We start from the raw sequence: 22,746 nt of genomic DNA on the forward strand, positions 1-22,746 counted from the left end.
GGTTAGGCGCCTGGCAACCCTCCCATAATGCCGTCAATGTCAGATTTCATGGCATTCCGCCCCGGTTGGCGGCCGAGGAAACGAGTGGCGTTGCCGCCGAGCAGCTTGGCGCGGGCGGTGTCGGAGAGGAACCCCGCCCGGCGGATCAGCGAGCCCACCGGCGACTCGCCCAGCGGGTAGGGGAAGTCAGAGCCGAGCATCACCCCGTCCTCTCCCATCGTGTCGACCAGCAGCCGCAGCGCCCGCTCGTCGAACACGACCGAGTCCACGCTGAACCGGTCGAGATAGTGCGACGGGGGGAACTCCGAGACCCCGACCAGGTCGTTGCGGCGGTGCCAGGCGTTCTCGAACCGGCCGAGCCAGAAGGCGAACGAGCCGCCGCCGTGCGCGAAGCACAGGCGCAGCGTCTCCGGCACCCGGTCGAGGACTCCGCCCAGGATCAGGGCCAGCACCGACAGGTGCGTCTCGGCCGGCATGCCGACCAGCCACCGCGCCATCCAGCGCTCCAGCCGGGGGCCGCCCGCCATGTCCCAGGGATGGACGAAGACGGGCGCGCCCACCGAGGCGCAGTGCTGGAGGAACTGGACGACCCCCTCGTCGTCGAGGTCGCGGTCGCCGACGTGGTTGCCGATCTCGACGCCCGCGTGGCCGGAGGCCAGGCACCGGTCCAGCTCGGCGCAGGCCAGGTCGGGGTCCTGGAGCGGCACCTGGCAGAACGGCACCAGCCGCTCGGAGGCGCAGATCTCCAGCGCCAGGTCGTTGAACACCCTCGCGACCCGTACGGCCTCGGCCGCCGGGCGCTCGTAGGAGAAGAAGACCGGCGTCGGCGAGACGACCTGGACGTCCACCCCGTCGGCGTCCATCCGCTCCAGGCGGACCGAGGGACTCCAGCAGTCGTCGGCGATCCGGCGGAACTCCCGGTCCCCGAGCAGGATCACGGCCTCCCGCTCGGAGTCGATCCTGAGCCGGGGCGCCCCCGGCCAGCCGAGCTCCGGCCAGCCCTTGGGGACGTGGTGCGTGTGGACGTCGATGATCAACGACTATCCCCTGCCGGGGTGGACGGTGCCGCAGTTCTCGCAGGTGCGCGCCTTCTCGTCGTCGTAGAACGCCTGGAAGATCGGCGGCAGGTCGGTCACGATGTCGCGGACCTGCAGCTCGACCTCGTGGACCACGCCACTGCACCGAGGGCAGTACCAGAGGAACCGCTCCAGCACGCCCTCCGGCCTGATCCGCTCCACCACCAGGCCGACCGACCCCTCCTCGGGGCGCTGCGGCGAGTGCGGCGTGTTCGCCGGGAGCAGCCACATCTGGCCCTCGCGCACGTGCACGGTCTCCGGCCCCTCGGGGGTCATCACGTTGACGTGCATGTTGCCGCGGATCTGGTAGAAGAGCTCCTCGTACGGGTCGATGTGGAAGTCGGTCCGCGCGTTCGGGCCGCCGACGACCATGACGATGAAGTCGCCGGCGTCCTCGAAGACCATCTTGTTGCCCACCGGTGGCTTGAGCAGGTGGGCGTGCTCGTCGATCCACGTGGTGAGGTCGATGGGCGGGATCACGGGCGCTCCTCCGGCCGGTGTGCCACGGCCTGAATCTCGATGAGCAGGTGCGGGTGGGGCAGTTGGTGGACGGCCACGGTGGTGCGCGCCGGGCCGGTCTCGTCGAAGTACTCCGCGTAGACCGCGTTGTACCCGCCGAAGTCGTTGATGTTCACCAGGTAGGTGGTGATCTGCACGAGATCGCTCAGGTCGGCCCCGGCCGCCCGGAGGATGTCGCCGATGTTCTCTATCACGGCCCTGGTCTGCTCGGCGATGTCGAGCGCCACCGTGCCGAACTCGTCGGCCTCGGCTCCGGCGATCGTGTTGTCGGGCCGGCGCGAGCTGGTCCCGGACACGTACAGGAAGTCTCCCGCCCGTTTGACGTGCGGGAACCTGCCCCGCGGCGCGGCCTTCCCCGCGACGACGAGCCCGTCGCTCATGATCCCTCCCCCGAAGTCCCTGGAGCCCTCGAATCCCTCGAAGCCCTCGAAGCCCCTGGAACCTCCGGAGCGGGTTCCGGTGCGGAGGCGGTGAACGAGACCGAGCCCAGGTGCTGGATCTCGGCCCGTACCCGCGCGCCGGGCACGAGCGGCTCGGCGGGCGTGGCGGCACCGGCGAGGAGGACCCAGCCCGGCTCCAGGACCGTCCCCGCCTGGAGGGCCAGGCGCGCGGCCTCCGCGAGGGCCCGGCGCGGGTCGCCCAGGATCGCGCCGGTCGACCCGGCGTGGACCACGCGCCCGTCGATCTCCAGGACGACGCCCAGGTTCCAGCGCGACGGGTCGTACGGCTGCCAGGGGCCGACGGCGTACCCGGCGGCCGAGGTGTTGTCGGCGATCACGTCGGGCAGCGAGAACCTGAAGTCCTCGTAGCGCGAGTCGATGACCTCGACGCCGGTCGCGACGGCCGCGATGGCGCCCGGCGCGAGCGCGTCGCCCGGCGACGCGATGCGCCGCCCGACGAGGTAGACGACCTCCGGCTCCACTCTCGGATGGATATATATCGACATATCGGCATACGAACCGTCGAGGATGGCCGACGACTCCGGAATCCGGCCGAAGATGACGTCGCGCACGCCCATCTGGCGGCGCTTGCCCTCGCTGGTGAAGCCCAGCTTCACCCCGGCGAGCCGGTCCCCCCGCTCCAGGCGGAGCCGGATCAGCTCCTCCTGCACCCGGTAGGCGTCGGCCACCCCGTAGTCCTGCTCGGGCCTCGGCACCGCGTGACCGGTGCGGGCGGCCTCGTCCAGGACGGCGGCGAGCTTGTGGAGGTCGGTCATGACCGCCTCCCCTCTCGCGCCGGGTCCGGCTGCTCCCCCGCCAGGTCCGGTCGCGCCTCCGCCCGCGCCGGGTCCGGCTGCTCTCCCGCCCCCGCCAGGTCCAGCGCGATGTCCACGATCATGTCCTCCTGGCCGCCCACCATCCGGCGGCGGCCCGCCTCGGTCAGGATGGTCCGGGTGTCGACCCCGTACCGCGCCGAGGCCGCCTCGGCGTGCCGCAGGAAGCTGGAGTAGACCCCCGCGTAGCCGAGCGTCAGCGTCTCCCTGTCCACCCGGACCGGCCGGTCCTGCAGCGGCCTGACCAGGTCGTCGGCCGCGTCCATCAGGGCGTGCAGGTCGCAGCCGTGCTCCCAGCCCATCAGGTCGGCCACCGCGGCGAACACCTCGATCGGGCAGTTGCCCGCGCCCGCGCCCATCCCGGCGAGGGAGGCGTCCACCCGGTAGGTGCCGTTCTCCACCGCGACGACCGAGTTGGCCACGCCCAGACCCAGGTTGTGGTGGGCGTGGATGCCGATCTCCGTGCCCTCGCCGAGCACCGAGCGGTAGGCCCTGACCCGCTCCCTGACCCCGTCCATGGTCAACCGGCCGCCGGAGTCGGTCACGTAGACGCAGTGGGCGCCGTACGACTCCATGAGCGCGGCCTGCCGGGCCAGCTCCTCGGCCGGAGCCATGTGGGACATCATCAGGAACCCGGCCACGTCCATCCCGAGCTCGCGCGCGGTGGAGATGTGCTGGGCGGAGATGTCGGCCTCGGTGCAGTGGGTGGCGACCCTGACCGAGGTGACGCCGAGGGCGTGGGCACGCCGGAGGTCGTGGATGGTGCCGATGCCGGGCAGCAGCAGGGTGGTCAGCTTCGCCCGCCGCACGACCCCGGCGACCGCCTCGATCCACTCGTCGTCGGTGTGCGCGCCCGCGCCGTAGTTGAAGCTGCCCCCGGCGAGACCGTCGCCGTGCGCGATCTCGATGGCCGCCACCCCGGCGGCGTCGAGGGCCGCGGCGATCTCGGCGGCCTGGGCGGCGGTGTAGCGGTGCCGGACGGCGTGCATGCCGTCCCGTAGTGTCACGTCCTGCATGTACAGCTTCACGCGCCCACCTCCGCGTCCGTACGGGCGGCCCGGCCCGAACGGCTCGCGTTCTCCGCACGGCCCTCGTCCACGGCCCGGTCCGGCGGCTCGGCCAGGCGCTCGGCCGTGCGCAGCGCGGCGGAGGTCATGATGTCGAGGTTGCCCGCGTAGGCGGGCAGGTAGTGGACGGCGCCCTCCACCTCCAGGAAGACGGTCACCTTGACGCCGCCGTCGCGGGTGCCGTCGGGCAGCGGCTCCCCGGCCGGGATCGTCTCGAACTGCACCTCCTGCTTGAGCCGGTAGCCGGGCACGTAGTCGTTGACCCGCGCCACCATCTCCAGCACGGCGCCCGCCACCTCCGCCACGGTCGTCTCGTCGCACTCGTCCACCAGGCAGTAGACCGTGTCGCGCATGATCAGCGGCGGCTCGGCCGGGTTGAGGACGATGATCGCCTTGCCCCTCGCCGCCCCGCCGACCCGCTCGATCGCCCGGGAGGTGGTCTCGGTGAACTCGTCGATGTTGGCCCGGGTGCCGGGCCCCGCCGACCGGGAGGAGATCGAGGCGACGATCTCCGCGTACCGGACGGGCACCCGCGAGGCGACCGCCGCGACGATCGGGATGGTGGCCTGTCCGCCGCAGGTGACCATGTTGAGGTTCCGCTCGGCGAGGTGGGCGTCCAGGTTGACCGGGGGCACCACGTAGGGGCCGATTGCGGCGGGGGTGAGGTCGATGACGCGCTTGCCGTGCGCCCGGAGCACCCGGTCGTTGTGCCGGTGCGCGCCCGCGGAGGTCGCGTCGAGGACGACGTCCACCTCGGCGAACCCGGGCAGCGCGACCAGACCCTCCACGCCCTCGTGGGTGGTGGCGATCCCCCTGGAGCGGGCGCGGGCCAGGCCGTCGGAGTCGGGGTCGATGCCCGCCATCGCGACGACCTCGACCTTCTCCGACAGCAGTGCCTTGAACATCAGGTCGGTGCCGATGTTCCCCGAACCGATGATGGCGATTTTCACGAGAGGACCGCCTTCCCGAGGCACCCCGCGGTGCGAGCCGTCACGAGAACACCGCCTTCCCCCGCGGCGTGGGCCGTCACGAGAACACCGTCCTGACCGAGCCGAGGCCCTCGATGTGGGCCTCGAAGGCGTCGCCCGGCTCGACGTCGACCATCGGGCCGAGCGCGCCGGTGAGCACGACGTCCCCGGCGCGCAGCGGGAAGTCCGTGCCGCCCAGCGCGTCGGCCAGCCAGACCGCGGCGTTGAGCGGATGCCCGAGGCAGGCCGCGCCCGCGCCGGTGGAGACCTCCTGGCCGCGCCGGTTCATGGTCATCCCGGCCAGGCGCAGGTCCAGGCCGCGCAGGCTCACCGGGGTGTTGCCGAGGACGAACGCGCCGCTGGAGGCGTTGTCGGCGATCGTGTCGACGAGCGTGATGTCCCATCCCGCGATGCGGCTGTCGACGATCTCGATCGCCGGCAGCGCGAAGTCGACCGCCCGGATGACGTCGGCGACCGTGAACGGGCCGCCCTCCAGGTCGTCCTTGAGGACCAGCGCGACCTCCGCCTCGACCCTGGGCTGCAGGAAGCGGCCGGTCGGCACGGGCAGGCCGTCGAGATAGGCCATGTCGGCGAAGAGCATCCCGAAGTCCGGCCGGTCCACGCCGAGCTGGCGCTGGACCGCCGCGGAGGTCAGCCCGATCTTCCTGCCGACCAGCCTGCGGCCCTCGTCCAGCGCCCGCCTGGTGTTGATCTCCTGTACGGCGTACCCGGTCTCGGCGCTCCGGCTCGGCAGCGTCTCGCGCACCGGGGCGCACGGCTTACCGCTCCTGGCCGCCTCCAGCAGCCGGTCGGCCGCCTCCGCGTGCACGTCGGTGGCCTCGCTCCACTCAGTCATGTCCAGGCTCCAGCTTGATGGTGATCGTGGTGGGCTCGGAGTAGAAGTCCAGCGAGCGCGTACCGCCCTCGCGGCCGATGCCGGACAGCTTCACCCCGCCGAAGGGGGTGCGCAGGTCACGCAGGTACCAGGTGTTGACCCAGACCAGCCCGGCCTCCAGCGACCTGGCGACCCGGTGGGCCCTGCTCAGGTGGGAGGTCCAGACGGTCGCCGCCAGGCCGTACTCGCTGTCGTTGGCCAGCCCGACCGCCTCGGCCTCGGTGTCGAAGGGGGCGATGTGGCAGACCGGGCCGAAGATCTCCTCCCGGTTCACCCGCGAGCCGGGCGGCAGGCCGGTCAGCACGGTCGGCTCGACGTAGTAACCGCCGTCGCGGTCGTCGCCGAAGCGCGGCACCCCGCCCCCGGCACGGATCTCGGCGCCCTCGTGCTTGGCCAGCTCGTAGTAGGAGAGCACCTTGTCCCGGTGCTCGGCGGAGATCATCGGCATCATCGTGGCGTCCTCGTCGGAGGGGCGGCCGAACCGCAGTTCCCCCGCGCGCGCGGCCAGCCGGGCGGTGAACTCCTCGAAGACGGGCCGCTGCACGTAGAGCCGCTCGGTGCACAGGCAGACCTGGCCGCCGTTGGTGAAGACCGACCGCACGCTCCCCTCGACGGCCGCGTCCAGGTCGGCGTCGGCGAAGACCAGCCCGGCGTTCTTGCCGCCCAGCTCGAACGAGACGGGTTTGACCCGGTCCGCGACCGCCTTCATGATCGTCGATCCGGTACGGCTCTCGCCGGTGAAGGTGACCGCGTCCACGCCGGGGTGCTCCACCAGGAACTGGCCGGTGGAGCCGCCGCCGAAGCCGTTCACGACGTTGAGGACGCCGGCGGGCAGGCCGATCGACGCGGCGATCTCCGCGAGCACCGCGAGCGAGCCCGGCGTGTGCTCCGAGGGTTTGACCACGACGGTGTTGCCCGCGACGAGTGCGGGACCGAGCTTCCAGGTCGCCAGCAGGAACGGCAGGTTCCACGGCACGATCACCGCGACCACGCCGAGGGGCTTGCGGACGGTGTAGCTCAGCACGTCCGTCAGGTGGAACGCGTCCTCCGGGTGCTGGGCCGCGATCTCGGCGAACGACCGGAAGTTCGCGGCCCCGCGCGGGATGTCCAGGGTGCGGGTCTGGGTGACCGACTTGCCGGTGTCGGCGATCTCCGCCGCCACCAGGTCCTCGAACCGCTCCTCGATCGCGTCGGCGAGGCGGCGCATCCAGGCGGCGCGCTCCGCCACCGGCAGCGCCGCCCACGCGGGCAGGGCCGCGCGGGCGGCGGCCACCGCCCTGCCGACGATCTCCCGGTCCGCCTCGCGGACCTCGCGCACCGGCAGGCCGGTCACCGGGTCATGGGTGCTGAACGTCGCGCCCTCGGCGACCGGCACCCCACCGATGAAGTGGTTCACCTGGTCAGACAAGACTGCTCCTCGGTGACGTACTCCTTAAGGTCACTATGTACGGGTATAGAGCCGTGAGTGGCCCGTAGGCAAGAATGCGTTCCGTGAAACGGAACCCCGACCGGCTGTCCGTGCTGGAGAAATCCTGGCTCGTACTCGACGCGTTCCGTCCCACGGGAGGACCGCTGCGCCTGGCCGACGTCGCCGAGCGCTGCCACCTGCCCAAGACCACCGCCTTCCGGCTGCTCACCGAACTGACCTCGATCGGCGCGGTCACCCGCCGGCCGGACGGCTACTATCTCGGCCGCCGCCTCTTCGAGCTCGGAAGCATCGTGCCCCTGGAGCGCGACCTGAGACACGCGGCGCTGCCCTTCATGCACGACCTTTACGAGGCGACCCACGAGACCGTCCACCTGGGCGTGCGCGACGGCCTCGACGTCGTCTACGTCGAGAAGATCCGCGGCCAGGAGACCTTCGCGCTGCCCTCACGTGTCGGCGGGCGCCTCCCGCTGACCTGCACCGGGATCGGCAAGGCCCTGCTGGCCTACTCCGGGCCCGACCTGATCGACGAGGTCCTCGGCCGCCCGCTGCGCCGGTTGACCCCGCACTCGATCGTCGACCCCCGCCGCCTGGAGGAGGCGATCGGCCAGATCCAGGCGGCGGGGCTGGCCTACGAGCGGGAGGAGGCGCAGCTGGGCGGCGCCTGCATCGCGGCCCCGGTGTTCGGCGACGGCGTGGCCGTGGCCGCGCTGTCCGTCTCGGTGCCGCTGGCCCGCTTCCAGCCCACCCGGCTGGCCCCGGCCGTCAAGGCCGCCGCGCTGGGCATCTCCCGCGCCCTGGCCAGAACCATCTGACGGGCAGGCCGTACGCCCGCCCGCACATCTGTCCGCGTTCGACGGGTATGCGATTCACTGCTCGCTCGTCTCACCACCCGTCCGTCGCCGCACATCAGCCGGTCGCCATACGTCAGCAGGAGGAACACGTGGAAGCTCGCACCGAGACGGTCACCGTCGCCGACGGCTCGTTCGACCTGCATCTGTGGTTGCCCCCGGCCGGCCGGGGTCCGGTCGTCCTGCTGGTCCAGGAGATCTACGGGGTGGGGCCGTACATCAGGAAGGTGGCCGAGGACCTGGCCGCGCTCGGGTACGTCGTCGGCGCCCCCGACCTGTTCTGGCGGATCCGGCCCAACTGGGTGTCCGACCACGACGACGCCGGAACGGCCCTGTCGATCGAGATGGCCTCCACGTTCGACGTTCCCCACGGGGTGGCCGACTCGGCAGTGGCACTGGCGCATCTGCGGGGGCTGCCCGAGGCGGAGGGCGGGGCCGGGGTGGTCGGATTCTGCCTGGGCGGCTCGATCGGCTACCTGCTCGCGGCCACGGTCGAGGTGGACGCGGTCCTGTCGTTCTACGGATCCGCCGTACCCGACGCGGCCGGCATGCTGGAGAAGATCACCTGCCCGCTGCTGCTCGTGTTCGGCGGTTCCGATCCCTACATCCCTCGAGAGCGGGTCTCCATGGTGGAGAAGGCCGCGGCCGGACGGTCGAACGTCGAGGTGTACGTCGCCGAGGAGGCCGGGCACGCCTTCCACAACCACAAGGCCCCGCAGTTCCACGACCCGGAGGCCGCGCGGGCCGCCTGGGACCGGGCCGTGCACTTCCTCGGACGCAACCTCGCCCCGGCCTCTCTGCCCTGAGACCGCCCCAGGCCGCTCCGATGCCGCTCTGAGACTGCCCTGACGCAGCCCTGAGTGCCCGGCCTTCCGGGAGGATGCGCCGCCTCGCCCGCGCCCGGATCTCCCGCTTCCGGACGCCTTCTCGCCGCTGCCGAGGGTGCGAACGACCCTTGCTCGAAGGTCACCTTCTCGTAACCTCGAAGGCCGTCCGGCGGGACTCCGCGCGCCGCGTCATTGATCATTGCCTCATGCACCAGGCGTGGCAGCAGTGGGGGAACATCGTTCTGGCGGCCTTCCTCGCGGTCCCCGCGGTCGTCGTGGCCGTCCGCCTGCTGACCCTCCACCGCGCCCGCGCCGGTCACCCCTTCCCCGCCCGCACCGCCCTGGCCGACGTGGTCGCGGTGGCCGGGACCGCACCCTGGATCTGGATGATCCTCACCCCCGGGGTGGGGGTCTCGGGCGTCAGTCTCGTCCCGTTCGCGGACCTGTGGGCGACCCTCCACGGACCGGGACAGGCGGCGTTCGTGCAGGTCGGAGGGAATCTCCTGGTCTTCGCCGCGCTCGGGGCCATGCTTCCGGTGCTTCCGGTGCGTTCGGCGCGGTTCGCGTCACTCGCCGGGATCGCGGCCGTGGCGGCCGGGGCGTCGCTCACCGTGGAGATCCTCCAGTACGCCCTGCGCCTGGGACGGGTGAGCTCCGTCGACGACGTGATCGTCAACGCGACGGGGGCCGTGCTGGCCACGATCGTCACGCGCCGGTGGTGGGCCGTCCGAATACCGGCTGGGACCGTTCCACGGTAACGGACCGAAGAAACTCTTTAAGATCGCCACACGGGCACGATCCTCCCAAAAGAAGCACGATACCAACCTCCGTATCTGTGCGATCGTGGACAAGGCGGGGCAAGTTCTCTGGAGACGCCAAACCCGGTTGGTGACAGAGGGTGATCGAACGTGCAGCAGTCCCCGGTACCTCCCGAGCCCCCGATCTATCGGCGCATCGCCGACGGGCTTCGCGAAGCGATCCTGTCCGGTGATCTCCGAGACGGGGATCGGCTTCCGGGCGAGAACGCCCTGATGGCGACGCACGGCATAGCCCGTGCCACCGCCAGGCAGGCCCTGTCCGTACTAATCAACGAAGGACTGGCCGTCCCCAAACGCGGCTCAGGGGTGTACGTCAGGCAGTTCCGCCCCATCAGGCGGCACGGCTCCCGGCGACTCTCCCGTGACCACTGGGGGCGCGGCGAGGCCATCTGGGACTCCGACACCAGGGGGCGCCCCTACACCGTGGACGAGGTGGACATCGACCGGGAGACCGCCGAGGACGCCGTGGCCCGGGTGCTGGGCAGTCCCGAGGTGTGGGTCCGCAGGCGGCGCTACTCGGTGGACGAGCGGCCGGTCCAGCTGTCGGTCTCCCATTTCCCCGCCGCCCTGGTGGAGGGAACCGCGATCACGAGAGAGGACACGGGCCCGGGAGGCGTCTACGCGCGCCTCGGCGAGCTCGGCCACGCCCCGGTGCACTTCACCGAGGAGATCAGGGCCCGCATGCCCCATCCCCATGAGACCGTCCAGCTTGACCTGCCCGCGGGCACCCCGGTCATCGTGATCGCCCGGGTCGCCCGCACCGCCGACGGCGTCGCCGTCGAGGTCAACGAGATGGTCCTCGACGCCGCATCTTACGTACTTCAGTACGACTTCGACTCATAGATCAAGGCCATCCGTCAACCGATAGGTTGACCTGTCCCCTGCGATCATTGATTTCTCTAGAGAAGTGCCTCACCGTCAGAGGTGGAACGTCGCAAAGACGGGCCTGGGCGCGGGGAAGGTGCACAGATGTCTTTCGACCGGCATCTCGCTGAAATCGCCCGGGAGTTCCCCGACTGGACGATCTGGCGGAGCGACGCGGGCAGGTGGTGGGCCACTCGCCACCACCCGCTGACCTCCGCCCAGCGCGATGTCGGCTGCGCGATGACCATCGATGCGGACGATCCGGAAGGGCTGCGCGAGCAGCTACTCGACCAGCGGGAACGTTCCCGCGGCACGGAGCCGGGAGCGGACACCTGAAGACCGCCCGGTGCCGGGATGAGCGGATCCGATGCGGTCCCGGCGCCGGGCCCCCAATCGCGGAAGCCCCCGACCCTATCGGGGGCGGGGGCTTCCGCTTGATCTTCGGACCACTCCCGCCACCCGTGACGCGTAGCGTCTCCCCTGCCGCACGAACCCGCTTCACGGTCTCCGGGGGCGGGATCCCCTACTTCCTGGGGGTGGCGTACTTCTCCTCGTCCTTCCCGGCCTTCCCCGCCGCCGGCCCGTCGTCGTCGGCGACGTCGTCGTCGCCGACCACCTCGACATGCATCTCGTCGAAACGGTCGTCGTCCCGGCCGTGCCGCTCGTCCGCGCCCCCGGCGGGGACCTCGTCGTCCACGATCACCCGTACGGACTCCAGATCGGGCGAGTCGTCGAACCCGGCGTCGTCCCGCACGCCCTCGGGCGCGTCCTCGGATCCGGCGTGCCGGGCGGGTCCGGTCTGTCCCGAGGGCGTCCTGGCGCCGTCGTGCGCGACGGTGTCCGCCGCGCCGGGCGCGCCCTGGGAGCCGTCCGGAGCCTCGGCGGGACCGGAACCGGGAGCGGGAGCGGGACTGGAATCGGCACCGGGACCGAGGGCGGGGGCGGCCGGCGCGGGCTGGACGCGAGCCGGGGGCAGCACGGAGCCCTCGTCGATCAGGGCTCCGGCCGCGGCCTCGCGGTGGAGCAGGTCTCCCAGGACGGAGCTCATCTCGTGCAGGCGGCGCATGACCTCGTGGTGGGTGTCGGTGAGATAGACGACCCGGCGACCGGTGGTCTCGTCCAGGGCGGCGGCGCGCTGCTGGGCCGTCGACAGGGTGGAGTGCGCGTCGGTGTTGGCGGCGCGGACGGTCGCCTCCGCCTCGGCGCCGGCGGCGCTCAGGGTGGCGTCCGCCTCGGCGCGGGCCTCCTGGACCGTCCGCTCGGCCTCGTTCCTCGCCGAGGTGACCATCCGGTCAGCCTCGGTTCGGGCGCCGCGCAGGGTCTCCTCGGACTCGGTACGGGCCGCGTTGAGCGTCTCCTCGGCGTCGTTACCGGCCTGGGCGAGCATCTGCTCGGCGGCGGCGGTGGCCTCGGCGACCCGGCGCTCGGCCTCCTGCTGCGCGGCGTTCAGAATGCCCTCGGCCCGGCCCCGCGCGGAGTTGATCAGCCGCTCGGCCTCCGCGGCCGCGTCGTCACGGAGCTTGATCGCCTCCGCCTCGGCGACCTGCTTCTTGGAGGTGGCCTCCTCCTCGCCGAGTTTCAGGATCTGGCTGAGCCTCTGGCCGAGTTCGTCGTAGTCCTGCGGGGCGTCGGAGAGCCTCCTGCGGGCCTCGGCCAGCTCGATCCGGCCCTGCTCGGCCTGGTCGATCGCCCGCGCGAGCCGCTCCTCCAAGTCGCGGATCTGGTGGCGGTGGCGGTCCATGTATTCGTGAACCTGACGACGGCTGTAGCCGCGCAGGGCGACCTCGAACGAGTCCTCGTGCATCAGGTCGGGAAAGCTGTCGTGCTGGTTTGTCATGGCACTGCCCGTGGAGGTTGTGTGGCGGGAAAGGAGACGTCAGGAGACGACTTTCCTGCTTACTGCCCAAGTCCGCAACCGGAACGCCCGACCTGCTTGCGGAAATACCGGACAGATCACCCCCTCGTACCATCGTCATCATGAACGCCACGCCCTACATCGCCGCCCTCGACGGCGACGCGATCCCGCGGATCCATCCGGACGCCTACATCGCCCCCGGAGCGGTGGTCGTCGGGAGGGTACGGCTGGGCCGTGCCGCGAACGTCTGGTACGGCTCGGTCCTGCGCGGCGAGGACGAGGACGTCGAGGTCGGGGAGGAGTGCAACATCCAGGACCTGTGCTGCCTGCACGCCGACCCGGGCGAGCCGGCCGTGCTGGAGCCCCGGGTGAGCCTCGGGCACAAGGCCATGGTGCACGGGGCACACGTGGAGACCGGCGCGCTCGTGGGCATCGGCGCGATCGTGCTCGGCGGCGCCAGGATCGGCGCGGGATCGCTGATCGCGGCGGGCGCCCTGGTGGGGCCGGGAAAGCGGATCCCGGCGGGGGTGCTCGTCGCGGGCGTCCCCGGGAAGATCGTCCGTGAGCTCACCGACGACGACCGCGACTCGTTCGCCCGTACACCGGCCGGCTACATCGCCAAGGCGGCCCGCCACCGGGCCGCGACCGTCCTCCCACCGGCCTGAGCGGCCTGGACGAACTGAACGACCTGAACGACCTCGGCACCCGGACGCCTGAGGATCCGAAGCCCCGGACGCCCAGGTGTCCGGGCGTTCCGGGATCTTCCGGCCCCGGACCGCGACCGCACGGCCCCGACGCGGCGGCGGGGAGGGCCTTACGATCGTGCCAGGCCCCATCGGGGGATCTCGGGGCCTGGCACGACCTTGACCGAAGGGAGGCAGGGGCATCCCGCCCGTGGCGCAGGCCAGGGGCCCTCGCCCCGGAATGCCGATGACCGGCATGTGGCAGTGGGACGGGTTCGACGCCATCGAGAACGACGTGCGGACCATGGTCGCCGACCACCGGTGGGTGGCGCTGCCGCCGCTCGCGCGCGCCCAGGCCATCGCGCAGCGCACGCTGGCCACCCCGGACGGCGGGCGCTGGCTGTTCGGCGCCCACGCCCGGTGGTACCGGCAGGATGCCGCCGACGGCCGCTGGTACCTGACCGCTCCCCCCGCCGACCGGGACTTCCGCGCCGCGGCGCACGTGGTCCACGCCACCTCGATGATCTTGCCGCACCTGGTGCCGACCGGCGCCGACCTCGTCGCCGACCGGGGATCGGTCCAGGGGTTCGTCGGCCCCGACGTGCCGTACGAGATCACCGAGCGGGTCCGCGAGCTGCTGGTCGCCCAGCGCGGCAGGCGCAGGGAGGACTTCCCGATCACCGGGCCGTTCGCCGAGCTCTTCGCCCGGGAGGTGGCCAGTCCCGTCGCCGCGATCTGGGGCACGCTCATGTGGTGCGCCTACGCCCCCGCCTTCGACGGCAACGAGGTGCTGCTGTCGATGTTCGGGGAGTTCCTGGCCCGCCCGCTGCCCGGCGACGAGTGGGTCCGCTGGCTGCCGCCCACCTCGCTGGGCGACCTGGTCGCGCTGTACGGCGAGCGGGTCAGGGCCGGGCACCCGGAGGCGGGCCTGCGGCTGGTCGCGTTGATGGCCGACACCGCCACCGTGGTGCGTGAGGACCCGAGGTTCAGGCCGAGGGCCGACGCCCTGCTGTCCATGGTCGAGCCGTTGCTGCGCCGGGCCTGCCGGGATCCCGCCGTGGCCCACCAGGGGGACGAGGCCGTACGGCACGCGTGGCTCTCGCGCTGCCCGCCCCACCTGACGCTGCCCGACACCTCGCCCGGCGAGTACTTCCAGCACGCGGTCTACGACCTGGTCCAGGCGCTGGGCTTCCTCGCCCCGATGGGCGCCGACCCCCGGGCGGTGGCCGCCTCGCTGCTCGCCGCCGATCTGTCGGACGTCGCGCCCAGGGCGGCCGACGGTGTCTACCCGTGGCTGGATCCCGAGCTGCGGCACATCCTCCACGTGGTGCTCACCGACGCCTCGCACCCGCTGCGGGGGTGCTGGCCGCGTTCCGGAGAGCTGCCCGCGGCGCTCCACCCGCCGGACCGTGCCGCGGCGGCGGCCCTGCTCGGCGCCGCCTACGCCACCGGGCTTGCGTGGTGCCGCCTCACGGGAACCGAGATACCGGAGCGGGGATTTCCGACGGCCTCCGCGGTCGTGCACCGGCTGACGCACGAGCGCGACGATCCCGTCCCCGGAGTATCGGGGACTTACCGTTGCTTGTGAGTGCGCTTTGGTAAGCGCGCTCTCAGGCAGCTTCCGGCTTGCGCCGGAGCGTTCCCCGTTTCCGGGGTTCCCGTTTCGCCGGTGCGCGCCCGGCACAGGTGCCGGGTCTTACCACTCCTCCACGGGCGTTTACCGTCTCCCCGCGACTCTGGGCGGCGTCGGCCGCGAGCGCGACCGCCGAGGTGGGGTCGGTGGAGACGGGCAGGTCGATGAAGACGCCTCCGCCGAAGAGACGCAGGCCTACCCCATGGTGGTTGCGTCGTGCGAGGCGACGGGATCGACGTCTGCGGCCAGGATCAGCCGTCCGACCTTACGGGTGGGCACGGGCCAGGCGCCTTCCCGATCCCACCGGTAAGCGGTGATCGGGTGGACACCCTGCGCCTTAACCCACTCTTTCAAGATCACTCACGCATACTGATACATGCTCCACCACCAACTGCTTCCAACCCCCGTCACTTCTGACACGCACCGGTATGCCTAAACCACAAATACAGTTATTTCATCCTTACTCTCCCTATATCCTTCTAGCCCCCTACGCATCAGACAATTAGCTGAATTGTGATCTCCTAAACGGGAAATGATCCTCCTTGAGGATGTGCCGGGCGGGGCGAGGAATGGTCCCGATGGGCCATGGGCACCGATGTCCGCCCGCCGTAACCTCGAAGTGGGTGTGGGCTGCGGAAGGAAGGACGACGCGGTGGGGCACGACGACCTGGACTCTAGGGTCCACGACCGTGTCGCGTTGGACGAGATCGCGCTCTATGCCGAGGTGCTGTCCGCCGTCGCGATCAGCGAACGGCCCCTCACCTTGGTGGAGCTCGACAACGCGCTCGGATTGAGCGCTTCGGCTGTTTGCTGAAGCCTCGGGAAGAACCGTTTCCAAGACCTGGTCCCGGACCCTCCAACGGGGTCCGGGACGTGGTCGGAAAAGATAGTCATGTGACTAGTCACGAACGGACGAGACGGGCGATCGCGGCCGACGCCTCCTTGACCTTCTCCTGAGCCTCCGGCCCTCCGGCGTTGACGGCGTCGGCGACGCAGTGCCCGATGTGGTCCTCCAGCAGGCCCAGCGCCACCGCCTGGAGCGCCCGCGTGGCGGCCGAGACCTGGGTCAGCACGTCGATGCAGTAGGCATCCTCTTCGACCATCCGCTGCAGACCCCTGATCTGTCCCTCGACGCGCCGCAACCGAGTCAGATAAGCCTGCTTGTCACCGCTGTACCCATGCATGTCCCAACGGTACCGGTGTCAGGCACGGCGGGACGTGGCCGCGATCAGTTTCTCCCAGCGGTCGGCCACCGAGGACGCGTCGTGGTCCGCCGCGACCTCCAGGGCGCCCGCGGCCAGCCCCCTGCGCCGTCCCTCGTCGTCGATGAGCGCGAGCAGCGCGGACGCGTACGCCTCGATCTCGTCCTCCCCCTCGGCGACCAGCACCCCGTTCCGCCCGTCGGCCACGAACTCGCCCGGTCCCCGGGGGCCGTCGAACGCGATCACCGGCACCCCGCTGGCCATCGCCTCGATCACGGTCATCCCGAGCACCTCCGTCCTGGAGGTCGTCGCCACGATCGACGCCTTGGCGAACTCGCCGGTCAGGTCGGAGGTCGTCCCCATGAAGTAGACGTGGTTGTGCAGATCGAGGTCGCCGACCAGGGCGCGCAGGCGCTTCTCCTCGGGGCCCCCGCCGTACAGGCGCAGCCGCCAGTCGGGGCGCTTGCCCGCGACGACGGCGAACGCGCGGATCAGCCGGTCGTGGGCCTTCACCGGCACCAGACGCCCTCCCGCGGCGACGATGCGGTTGTCCATCCGCGAGCGCGGCCACGGCCCGGCGGGCAGCGCGTCCGGGATCACGCCGACCGGGACGTTCCCGCCGAGCAGGTGGTCCCACTCCTGCCGGCTCGTCTCGGTGGCGGCGGCGACCGCGTCCAGGCGCGGGTAGAACTTCCTGATCGGCCCGGGCACCGGCGGCCGGCCCCACTCGCGGGCGATCCGCGTGACGTCGCGCGGCGCGTGCCTGGCCACCTGGACGCTCAGCCCCGGCCGGGTGCTGATGAGCACGTCGGTCCGCAGCCCGCGCAGCCGCCGCCAGAGGGCGACCTCGGTGCGCATCTGGCCCCGCGGGAGCAGGTATCTGACCCCCGGCTGGGCGTCGACCACCCAGGAGAGCCTCACACCGGACGCCACCGGGAAGAACGGTTTCTCCCGGTGGCGGCGGACGCTGATGATCTCGACCTCGTGACGTTCTGCCAGCTCCCCCGCGAGGTTGACGATCGAGCGGACGTCACCGCGCATGCCGTAGACGGAGGGGGTGAGAAGGCAGATCCTCACCCGCCGACCTCGATCCTGAGCTCGTCGTCCGCCGTGTAGCAGGGCCGGATCGGCACGCCGTCGATCTGCGTGGCGGGATAGTGCAGGCGGCGGCGCTTGCCGTCGACGTCGTCCAGCCGGGAACCCAGCCGCAGCGGCGTGGCCACGCCGCGTACCTCCAGCGAGGGTTCCCAGGTGCCTGTCTGGTCGGGGGCGGCGGCGAGTACGTCGCACAGCGAGAGCGCGGCGTGGAAACGCACCCCCTGGACCGTTGCAACGGAGGTCAGCTCCGCGTCGGGCCGGCTGCGGCGCAGGGCGAGCTTCGCCTCGTGCCGCGCCTCGTCGTCGTCGAGGCCGGTGAAGGCCAGCAGCCCGGTGACCTCGAAGCGCCCCTCCCTGAACCAGACGGAACGGACCTCCGCCGCCGGCTGGGCGTCGTCGACCTTCAGGGCGAGGAAGCCGTTGCGGGTCCGGTAGGCGCGGTAGGCCAGCGTTCTGCGGCTCAGCGCGTACGCGTCGAGGTGGTCGAGGGAGAATCCGGGATCGACACTGCGCAGCCGCGTGCGCGCCGCACCCTGTTGCAGGTAGGTGTCCCAGCGGCCGGGACCGAGTTCGAGGGGCGCGAGCGAGACCGCCAGCTCCGCCTCGCGCATCCGTACGCCCGGCGTGCCCAGCGGCACCCGGCTCTCGACCGAGGTGGCCCGGTTACGCAGGACCAGTTCGGTGCCGTCGGCCAGAGGTTCGTCGACGGCCAGCCGAAGTGAGAGAACATCGGCCAGGGTAACCTCGGCATCGCTGACGACGACGGGCATCGTCAAGCCCCCTCCCCGTTGAATGAGCTACGCGACGTTGAGGTTACCGTGATTTTCCCGTTATGTGGAGAAAGGTTTTCGGACCTGACATCCTTTTCCCGATGACTTGACCGCATGTCAGAGGGAACATCGGGAAGATGTCCCCTCTGACCGGTCACCGACCGGATGTCAGGACGCCTCGACGGGCCGGCCCTTGATCGACTTGATCAGCAGCTGGGAGACGTCGACGACCTCAAGCGTCTCCTTGGCCTCACCCGAGTTCTTCTTCTCGTTGATCGAGTCACCGAGCATGACCAGGCAGAACGGGCAGGCCGTGGAGATGGTGTCCGGCTCGGTGGTCAGCGCCTCGTCCACGCGCTCGGTGTTGATGCGCTTGCCGAGCCGCTCCTCCATCCACATCCGCGCGCCGCCCGCGCCGCAGCAGAAGCCGCGGTCCTTGTGGCGGTGCATCTCCTGGGTCTTCACCCCGGGCACCTTGGCCATGATGTCTCGGGGCTGGGAGTAAACCTTGTTGTGGCGTCCGAGGAAGCACGGGTCGTGGTAGGTGATCTTCTCCTCGATCGGCGTGACCGGGACCAGCCTGCCCTCGTCCACGAGCTTGGCCAGCAGCTGGGTGTGGTGCACCACCTCGTAGGTGCCGCCGAGCTGGGGATACTCGTTGGCGAGGGTGTTGAAGCAGTGCGGGCAGGTCGCGACGATCTTCTTGACCCCGGCCTCGTTCAGGGTCTCGATGTTCTGCTTGGCCAGCATGTCGAAGAGATACTCCATGCCCAGGCGGCGGGCCGGGTCACCGGTGCACGCCTCCATCGGGCCGAGCACCGCGAACGTGACGCCCGCGACGTGCAGCAGCTCCGCGACCGCCTTGGTGGTCTTCTTCGCCCGGTCCTCCAGGGCCCCGGCGCAGCCGACCCAGAAGAGGTACTCGGTGTCGTCGGGCATCTTCTCGTCCACGAGCGTGATCTCGATGGGGTCGACCTCGCGACCGGCCAGCTCCTCGATCCAGTCGGCCCGCTTCGTCTCGGGCATCCCCCACGGGTTGCCCTTGTTCTCCAGGTTCTTGACCATGACGCCGGCCTCGGACGGGAAGTTGGACTCCACCATCGCCTGGTAGCGGCGCATGTCGAGGATGTGGTCGATGTGCTCGATGTCGACCGGGCACTGCTCGACGCAGGCGCCGCAGTTGGTGCAGGACCACAGCACGTCGGGGTGGATGACGCCGTCCTCGCCGACCAGCGGCTTCTCCAGCAGGGCCAGCACGTCCTCGTGGAGGCCCGCGCGCTCCTCCTGGGTCGCCATCAGGTACGGCGCGACCTTGAACGCGTGGTCGCGCTGCTCCAGGATCAGCATCTTCGGCGACAGCGGCTTGTCGGTGTTCCAGGCCGGGCACTGGTCCTGGCAGCGTCCGCACTCGGTGCAGGTGTAGAAGTCGAGGAAGCCCTTCCAGGTGGTGTCCTCGATCTTGCCCCGGCCGAGCCTGTCGCCGTCGAGCTCCTCGTCCTCGAAGTCGACGACCTTGCCGTCGATCCGCATCGGCTGGGCCGGGCCGTTGCCGTCGGGACGCCTGGAGAACGCCACGTTCAGCGGCGCGGTGAAGATGTGCAGGTGCTTGGAGTTCACCACGATCACGAGGAACACCAGCATGACGCCGATGTGCAGGAGCAGACCGACGTGTTCGAGCGTCTCGTTGGCCGAGGCCCCCAGCGGGCGCAGCAGGGCGGCCGCCGCGTCGGAGGCGAACGCCCCCGAGGCGTACGGCAGGTTGCCGGTGTTGGCGGCGGCGCCGCGGAAGAGGAACATCGTCCAGATCACGTTGAAGATCATGAAGAGGACGAGCCAGGCACCGCCGAGGTGCGACCCGGAGAAGCGGGACCTGCGGCCCAGCTTCTTCGGCGAGTTCTTGATCCTGATGATCGCGAAGGCGAGAAGGCCGAGCAGGGCCGCGACCGCGATGAAGTCCTGCAGGAAGCCCAGGATCGCCCACGTCCCGACGAGCGGGATGTGGAAGTCGGGGGTGCCGGTGACGGCCCCCTGGATCAACGCGCCGTACGCCTCCAGATAGACGGTCACCAGGATGAAGAACGCCCACATGACGAAGAAGTGCGCGACGCCCGACGCCGTCCACTTCAGCAGCTTCCGCTGCCCGAAGACCTCGACCAGCTGGGCCTTGATCTCCTCACCCAGGTGAGTCCTGGCGTACGCGACGCGCTCGGGCGCGGCGGGCCCGACGGTGGCGAGCTTGTACAGGAACAACACGCGGCGCGCGGCAAGCGCGACCGCGACGGCTGTCATGACCAGCCCGATGATCGCTACCCAGAGCACGGGTCCTCCCACAGACGGCGTTGGCTGCCAGCGTACGACCGCCGGTCATCCACGATGACAAGGGGTCTCCACAAATCCTACCGACGAGTAACTTCGCTTCGTACCGGGACCCGCGGCGACCGTGGTCACCCTATGGTCAACACCGTTCCCAGAACAATGCTCTGTACGCCTCCGGACGGCATCGAAGTGACCGGGGAGAGCCGCGGGACGTGACGGGAAGGTCACACGGACGAGCGGGAAGGGCTATTCGGGCGGGCCGAGGTAGCCCTGGATCGTGGGTGTGAGCAGTTTCACCAGGTCCTCGATGTCCACCGAGGCCAGCGGCTCCAGCTTGAGGACGTAGCGCACCAGGACCACGCCGAACATCTGCGCGAACGCCGCCTCCATCCGGATCGGCGGGACGCCCAGAGCCTCCCCCACCCGGCCGAGGAGCGCCTGGCCGAGGAACTCGCGGATCGTGACGACCATCTGCTCGTTGGTCATCGCGGTGCGGACCAGCGCCAGTACCGGCTGGCGCGCCCCGGCGTCCGCGATGATCGTCAGGATGAGCCGGACCAGCCGCTCACCGGCCTGCTCGCGGGGCCCCGCCATGACCGCCGAGAGGACGACGTCGGGGGTGATCGGCAGATCCATCGCCTCGACGAACATCCCCTCCTTGCCGGAGAAGTAGTGGTGGACCAGCGCCGGGTCCACCCCCGCCTGCCGGGCGATGCCCCGGATGGTCGCCTTGTCGAACCCCTTCTCCGCGAAGGTCTCGCGCGCCGCCGCGAGGATCTGCCCCCGCGTGTCGGCCGACCCCGGCCTGCGCCCGGGACGCCTCCTGGCCTCCGCGGCGGATCCGCTCCCGGACCCGTTCCCGGTTCCGGACCCGTTCCCGTTCCCGGGCGGAGTGCTCGCGGCGGGCTCGCTCATGCGGGGGTGGAGGCCGTGAGGTGCAGCCGTGCGAAGGCCAGCGCCTCCGCGAGGTCGTCGATCCGCTCGGAGCGGCTGGTCGCCTTACGCGTGTTGATCTCCAGCACGACCAGCCCGGAGTATCCGTTGCCCGCCATCCGCTCCAGGATCGGCGCGCACGGCTGGCCGCCCCGCCCGGGAACCAGGTGCTCGTCCTTGTTCGGCACCCCCAGGCCGTCGGCCAGGTGCAGGTGGGCGAGCCGGTCACCGAGCTTGGTGAACATCTCCAGGGCGTCGGAGCCGGACACCGCCGTGTGCGACAGGTCCAGCGTGACCTGCGGGAAGTCGTAGTCGACCGGGTTCCAGTCGGGCGCGTAGGGGACGACCTCGTTGCCCCTGGCCTTCAGCGGGAACATGTTCTCCACCGCGAAGACCACGTCGGTCTCCTCACGCATCCTGGCCAGGCCGATCTCGAAGTCGCGCGCGTAGTCGCGCTGCCAGCGGAACGGGGGGTGCACCACGACCGTCCTGGCGCCGACCCGCTCGGCGGCGCGCTGCGCGCGCTGGAGCTTGGCCCACGGGTCCTTGCCCCACACGCGCTGCGTCACCAGCAGGCACGGCGCGTGGATGGCCAGGATCGGCAGCTGGTAGTGGTCCGACAACCGCTCCAGGACGTCGACGTCCTGGCTCACGGGGTCGGCGCCCACCATGATCTCCACACCGTCGTACCCCAGGCGCGCGGCCAGCTCGAAGGCGTCGGGAGTGCGTTCGGGATACACCGACGCTGTGGACAGCGCGATCTTCGCGCTGGATACACGGACGCTCATACCGCTTCCTCGTCTCCGGCTCGGAGCGCACACTCGCGAACACCGCCGGGCCGACCGGCCCCCTCGCTCAAGTCGCTCACCTTTGCCAGCCTAAGCGGGTCCGGAGAGCAGTGCTGTCCGCCACCACCGACGCGGCCGAGATCACACCATTACGGTGAAGGCATGCCGAGGTTCTTGAGGGGCGCCATCCCCAGCCCCAACATCTGGAACACCCCCCAAACCTACGAGCTGGAGAACCGGGCGGTGGACCCCGAAGGGCGCGCCGAGGCCGCGATGTCGGCCATCCGGTCGTGGACCGGCGCGACGGTCCTCGACATCGGCTGCGGCACCGGTTACCACCTGCCCGCCCTCGCCGCCACCGCCGCCCGCGTGATCGGCGCGGAACCGCACGAGGACCTCGTCCAGCTGGCCAGGCGCCGCTGCCGTACCCTGCGGAACGTCGAGATCCACGCCGCCACCGCCCAGGCCCTCCCGCTGCCCGACGCCTCCGTGGACGTGGCCATCGCCCGCTGGGCGTACTTCTTCGGCCCCGGGTGCGAGCCCGGCCTGGCCGAGCTCTCCCGGGTGATGCGGCGCGGCGGCGCGGCCTTCGTGATCGACATCGACACCACCCGCGGCGCCTTCGGCCGCTGGTTCGGCCAGTCCATCCCCGCGTACTCGGCCAGGTCCGTCGAGAACTTCTGGAACCGCCAGGGCTGGCAGACGAACAAGCTCGACCTGCGCATGTCCTTCGAGCGCCGCGCCGATCTGGAGGCGGTGCTCCGCATCGAGTTCACCCCCGCGGTCGCCGACCGGGCCATCGCCGAGACGCCCGGCCTGGAGATCGCCTACCCCAACCTGCTGCGCTGGAAGCTGTTCTGAACCTCCACGGCCCCGGCGACACG

Annotated in this window: 23 protein-coding genes; 8 read left to right on the forward strand and 15 right to left on the reverse strand. The window is 70.8% G+C overall.

Annotation, left to right across the window (positions count from 1 at the left end; genetic code table 11):
• Positions 1 to 2: 2 nt before the first annotated feature.
• The 8 genes from ACTOQ3_RS29495 to ACTOQ3_RS29530 form a co-directional block, all read right to left on the reverse strand.
• On the reverse strand, positions 3 to 1,037 hold the full coding sequence (locus ACTOQ3_RS29495; protein ID WP_440086701.1) for an amidohydrolase family protein: 1,035 nt from the start codon (positions 1,035 to 1,037) through the stop codon (positions 3 to 5).
• 3 nt (positions 1,038 to 1,040) lie between these two features.
• Positions 1,041 to 1,556, reverse strand: a complete 516-nt coding sequence (locus ACTOQ3_RS29500; protein WP_440086702.1) for a 3-hydroxyanthranilate 3,4-dioxygenase — start codon at positions 1,554 to 1,556, stop codon at positions 1,041 to 1,043.
• Positions 1,553 to 1,975: a RidA family protein gene (locus tag ACTOQ3_RS29505; protein ID WP_440086703.1), complete on the reverse strand. Its 423-nt coding sequence runs from the start codon at positions 1,973 to 1,975 to the stop codon at positions 1,553 to 1,555. The genes ACTOQ3_RS29500 and ACTOQ3_RS29505 overlap by 4 nt, the downstream gene beginning before the upstream one ends.
• Positions 1,972 to 2,811: a 2-keto-4-pentenoate hydratase gene (locus ACTOQ3_RS29510; protein WP_440086704.1), complete on the reverse strand. Its 840-nt coding sequence runs from the start codon at positions 2,809 to 2,811 to the stop codon at positions 1,972 to 1,974. The genes ACTOQ3_RS29505 and ACTOQ3_RS29510 overlap by 4 nt, the downstream gene beginning before the upstream one ends.
• Entirely contained in the window at positions 2,808 to 3,896 is a 1,089-nt protein-coding gene (dmpG, locus tag ACTOQ3_RS29515; protein WP_440086705.1) for a 4-hydroxy-2-oxovalerate aldolase, read from the reverse strand. Before dmpG ends, ACTOQ3_RS29510 begins: the two co-directional genes overlap by 4 nt.
• Positions 3,893 to 4,885 (reverse strand): acetaldehyde dehydrogenase (acetylating), encoded by a 993-nt coding sequence (locus ACTOQ3_RS29520; RefSeq protein WP_440086706.1) that lies wholly within the window; start codon positions 4,883 to 4,885, stop codon positions 3,893 to 3,895. Before ACTOQ3_RS29520 ends, dmpG begins: the two co-directional genes overlap by 4 nt.
• A 76-nt stretch (positions 4,886 to 4,961) precedes the next feature.
• Positions 4,962 to 5,759, reverse strand: a complete 798-nt coding sequence (locus tag ACTOQ3_RS29525; protein WP_440086707.1) for a 2-keto-4-pentenoate hydratase — start codon at positions 5,757 to 5,759, stop codon at positions 4,962 to 4,964.
• Positions 5,752 to 7,206 (reverse strand): 2-hydroxymuconic semialdehyde dehydrogenase, encoded by a 1,455-nt coding sequence (locus ACTOQ3_RS29530; RefSeq protein ID WP_440086708.1) that lies wholly within the window; start codon positions 7,204 to 7,206, stop codon positions 5,752 to 5,754. Before ACTOQ3_RS29530 ends, ACTOQ3_RS29525 begins: the two co-directional genes overlap by 8 nt.
• Before the next feature lie 74 nt (positions 7,207 to 7,280).
• Here ACTOQ3_RS29530 and ACTOQ3_RS29535 point away from each other — a divergent pair, with 74 nt between their 5' ends.
• From ACTOQ3_RS29535 to ACTOQ3_RS29555, 5 genes are all read left to right on the forward strand, one after another.
• Positions 7,281 to 8,039 (forward strand): IclR family transcriptional regulator, encoded by a 759-nt coding sequence (locus ACTOQ3_RS29535; RefSeq protein WP_362695205.1) that lies wholly within the window; start codon positions 7,281 to 7,283, stop codon positions 8,037 to 8,039.
• 128 nt (positions 8,040 to 8,167) lie between these two features.
• Positions 8,168 to 8,881 carry a dienelactone hydrolase family protein gene (locus ACTOQ3_RS29540; protein ID WP_440086709.1) on the forward strand — a complete coding sequence of 238 codons (714 nt, stop codon included), beginning with the start codon at positions 8,168 to 8,170 and terminating at the stop codon, positions 8,879 to 8,881.
• A 227-nt stretch (positions 8,882 to 9,108) separates the two neighbouring features.
• Complete coding sequence (locus tag ACTOQ3_RS29545; RefSeq protein ID WP_440086711.1) at positions 9,109 to 9,660, forward strand: VanZ family protein; 552 nt, start codon at positions 9,109 to 9,111, stop codon at positions 9,658 to 9,660.
• A gap of 150 nt (positions 9,661 to 9,810) precedes the next feature.
• Complete coding sequence (locus tag ACTOQ3_RS29550; protein WP_440086713.1) at positions 9,811 to 10,563, forward strand: GntR family transcriptional regulator; 753 nt, start codon at positions 9,811 to 9,813, stop codon at positions 10,561 to 10,563.
• 126 nt (positions 10,564 to 10,689) lie between these two features.
• Positions 10,690 to 10,920: a hypothetical protein gene (locus ACTOQ3_RS29555; RefSeq protein WP_440086714.1), complete on the forward strand. Its 231-nt coding sequence runs from the start codon at positions 10,690 to 10,692 to the stop codon at positions 10,918 to 10,920.
• A 187-nt stretch (positions 10,921 to 11,107) separates the two neighbouring features.
• On the opposite strand, the gene ACTOQ3_RS29560 is transcribed toward ACTOQ3_RS29555, so the two are convergent.
• Positions 11,108 to 12,421 carry a hypothetical protein gene (locus tag ACTOQ3_RS29560; protein WP_440086715.1) on the reverse strand — a complete coding sequence of 438 codons (1,314 nt, stop codon included), beginning with the start codon at positions 12,419 to 12,421 and terminating at the stop codon, positions 11,108 to 11,110.
• A gap of 140 nt (positions 12,422 to 12,561) precedes the next feature.
• Between ACTOQ3_RS29560 and ACTOQ3_RS29565 the strand changes: the two genes are divergently transcribed.
• Positions 12,562 to 13,104 carry a gamma carbonic anhydrase family protein gene (locus ACTOQ3_RS29565; protein WP_440071334.1) on the forward strand — a complete coding sequence of 181 codons (543 nt, stop codon included), beginning with the start codon at positions 12,562 to 12,564 and terminating at the stop codon, positions 13,102 to 13,104.
• 265 nt (positions 13,105 to 13,369) lie between these two features.
• On the forward strand, positions 13,370 to 14,710 hold the full coding sequence (locus tag ACTOQ3_RS29570; protein ID WP_440086716.1) for a hypothetical protein: 1,341 nt from the start codon (positions 13,370 to 13,372) through the stop codon (positions 14,708 to 14,710).
• 947 nt (positions 14,711 to 15,657) lie between these two features.
• Here ACTOQ3_RS29570 and ACTOQ3_RS29575 read toward each other — a convergent pair.
• The 6 genes from ACTOQ3_RS29575 to ACTOQ3_RS29600 all read right to left on the reverse strand — a co-directional run bounded on the left by ACTOQ3_RS29575 (position 15,658) and on the right by ACTOQ3_RS29600 (position 21,862).
• Positions 15,658 to 15,939 carry a metal-sensitive transcriptional regulator gene (locus ACTOQ3_RS29575; RefSeq protein ID WP_440086718.1) on the reverse strand — a complete coding sequence of 94 codons (282 nt, stop codon included), beginning with the start codon at positions 15,937 to 15,939 and terminating at the stop codon, positions 15,658 to 15,660.
• An 18-nt stretch (positions 15,940 to 15,957) separates the two neighbouring features.
• Positions 15,958 to 17,034: a glycosyltransferase gene (locus tag ACTOQ3_RS29580; protein WP_440086719.1), complete on the reverse strand. Its 1,077-nt coding sequence runs from the start codon at positions 17,032 to 17,034 to the stop codon at positions 15,958 to 15,960.
• The gene (locus ACTOQ3_RS29585) at positions 17,031 to 17,825 is read right to left on the reverse strand and encodes a hypothetical protein (RefSeq protein ID WP_440086831.1); all 795 of its coding nucleotides are present in this window, start codon (positions 17,823 to 17,825) and stop codon (positions 17,031 to 17,033) included. Before ACTOQ3_RS29585 ends, ACTOQ3_RS29580 begins: the two co-directional genes overlap by 4 nt.
• Positions 17,826 to 17,993: 168 nt before the next feature.
• Positions 17,994 to 20,144 carry a (Fe-S)-binding protein gene (locus tag ACTOQ3_RS29590; protein ID WP_440086720.1) on the reverse strand — a complete coding sequence of 717 codons (2,151 nt, stop codon included), beginning with the start codon at positions 20,142 to 20,144 and terminating at the stop codon, positions 17,994 to 17,996.
• A gap of 243 nt (positions 20,145 to 20,387) precedes the next feature.
• Positions 20,388 to 21,056 carry a TetR/AcrR family transcriptional regulator gene (locus ACTOQ3_RS29595; protein WP_440086721.1) on the reverse strand — a complete coding sequence of 223 codons (669 nt, stop codon included), beginning with the start codon at positions 21,054 to 21,056 and terminating at the stop codon, positions 20,388 to 20,390.
• On the reverse strand, positions 21,053 to 21,862 hold the full coding sequence (locus ACTOQ3_RS29600; protein WP_440086723.1) for a sugar phosphate isomerase/epimerase family protein: 810 nt from the start codon (positions 21,860 to 21,862) through the stop codon (positions 21,053 to 21,055). Before ACTOQ3_RS29600 ends, ACTOQ3_RS29595 begins: the two co-directional genes overlap by 4 nt.
• A 162-nt stretch (positions 21,863 to 22,024) precedes the next feature.
• On the opposite strand from ACTOQ3_RS29600, the gene ACTOQ3_RS29605 reads away from it, so the two are divergent.
• Positions 22,025 to 22,723, forward strand: coding sequence for a class I SAM-dependent methyltransferase (locus tag ACTOQ3_RS29605; RefSeq protein ID WP_440086724.1), 699 nt, complete (start codon positions 22,025 to 22,027; stop codon positions 22,721 to 22,723).
• Positions 22,724 to 22,746: the final 23 nt, after the last annotated feature.

Origin of the sequence: Streptosporangium sp. LJ11 (genome assembly GCF_051918945.1) — a bacterium.
Taxonomy (GTDB): domain Bacteria; phylum Actinomycetota; class Actinomycetes; order Streptosporangiales; family Streptosporangiaceae; genus Streptosporangium.

Coding starts and splice junctions, on each gene's coding strand:
- ACTOQ3_RS29505 (WP_440086703.1), bottom strand. CDS start 1,975: ATGAGCGACGGGCTCGTCGTCGCGGGGAAGGCCGCGCCGCGGGGCAGG.
- ACTOQ3_RS29510 (WP_440086704.1), bottom strand. CDS start 2,811: ATGACCGACCTCCACAAGCTCGCCGCCGTCCTGGACGAGGCCGCCCGC.
- ACTOQ3_RS29525 (WP_440086707.1), bottom strand. CDS start 5,759: ATGACTGAGTGGAGCGAGGCCACCGACGTGCACGCGGAGGCGGCCGAC.
- ACTOQ3_RS29535 (WP_362695205.1), top strand. CDS start 7,281: ATGCGTTCCGTGAAACGGAACCCCGACCGGCTGTCCGTGCTGGAGAAA.
- ACTOQ3_RS29545 (WP_440086711.1), top strand. CDS start 9,109: ATGCACCAGGCGTGGCAGCAGTGGGGGAACATCGTTCTGGCGGCCTTC.
- ACTOQ3_RS29555 (WP_440086714.1), top strand. CDS start 10,690: ATGTCTTTCGACCGGCATCTCGCTGAAATCGCCCGGGAGTTCCCCGAC.
- ACTOQ3_RS29560 (WP_440086715.1), bottom strand. CDS start 12,421: ATGACAAACCAGCACGACAGCTTTCCCGACCTGATGCACGAGGACTCG.
- ACTOQ3_RS29565 (WP_440071334.1), top strand. CDS start 12,562: ATGAACGCCACGCCCTACATCGCCGCCCTCGACGGCGACGCGATCCCG.
- ACTOQ3_RS29570 (WP_440086716.1), top strand. CDS start 13,370: ATGACCGGCATGTGGCAGTGGGACGGGTTCGACGCCATCGAGAACGAC.
- ACTOQ3_RS29575 (WP_440086718.1), bottom strand. CDS start 15,939: ATGCATGGGTACAGCGGTGACAAGCAGGCTTATCTGACTCGGTTGCGG.
- ACTOQ3_RS29585 (WP_440086831.1), bottom strand. CDS start 17,825: ATGCCCGTCGTCGTCAGCGATGCCGAGGTTACCCTGGCCGATGTTCTC.
- ACTOQ3_RS29595 (WP_440086721.1), bottom strand. CDS start 21,056: ATGAGCGAGCCCGCCGCGAGCACTCCGCCCGGGAACGGGAACGGGTCC.
- ACTOQ3_RS29600 (WP_440086723.1), bottom strand. CDS start 21,862: ATGAGCGTCCGTGTATCCAGCGCGAAGATCGCGCTGTCCACAGCGTCG.
- ACTOQ3_RS29605 (WP_440086724.1), top strand. CDS start 22,025: ATGCCGAGGTTCTTGAGGGGCGCCATCCCCAGCCCCAACATCTGGAAC.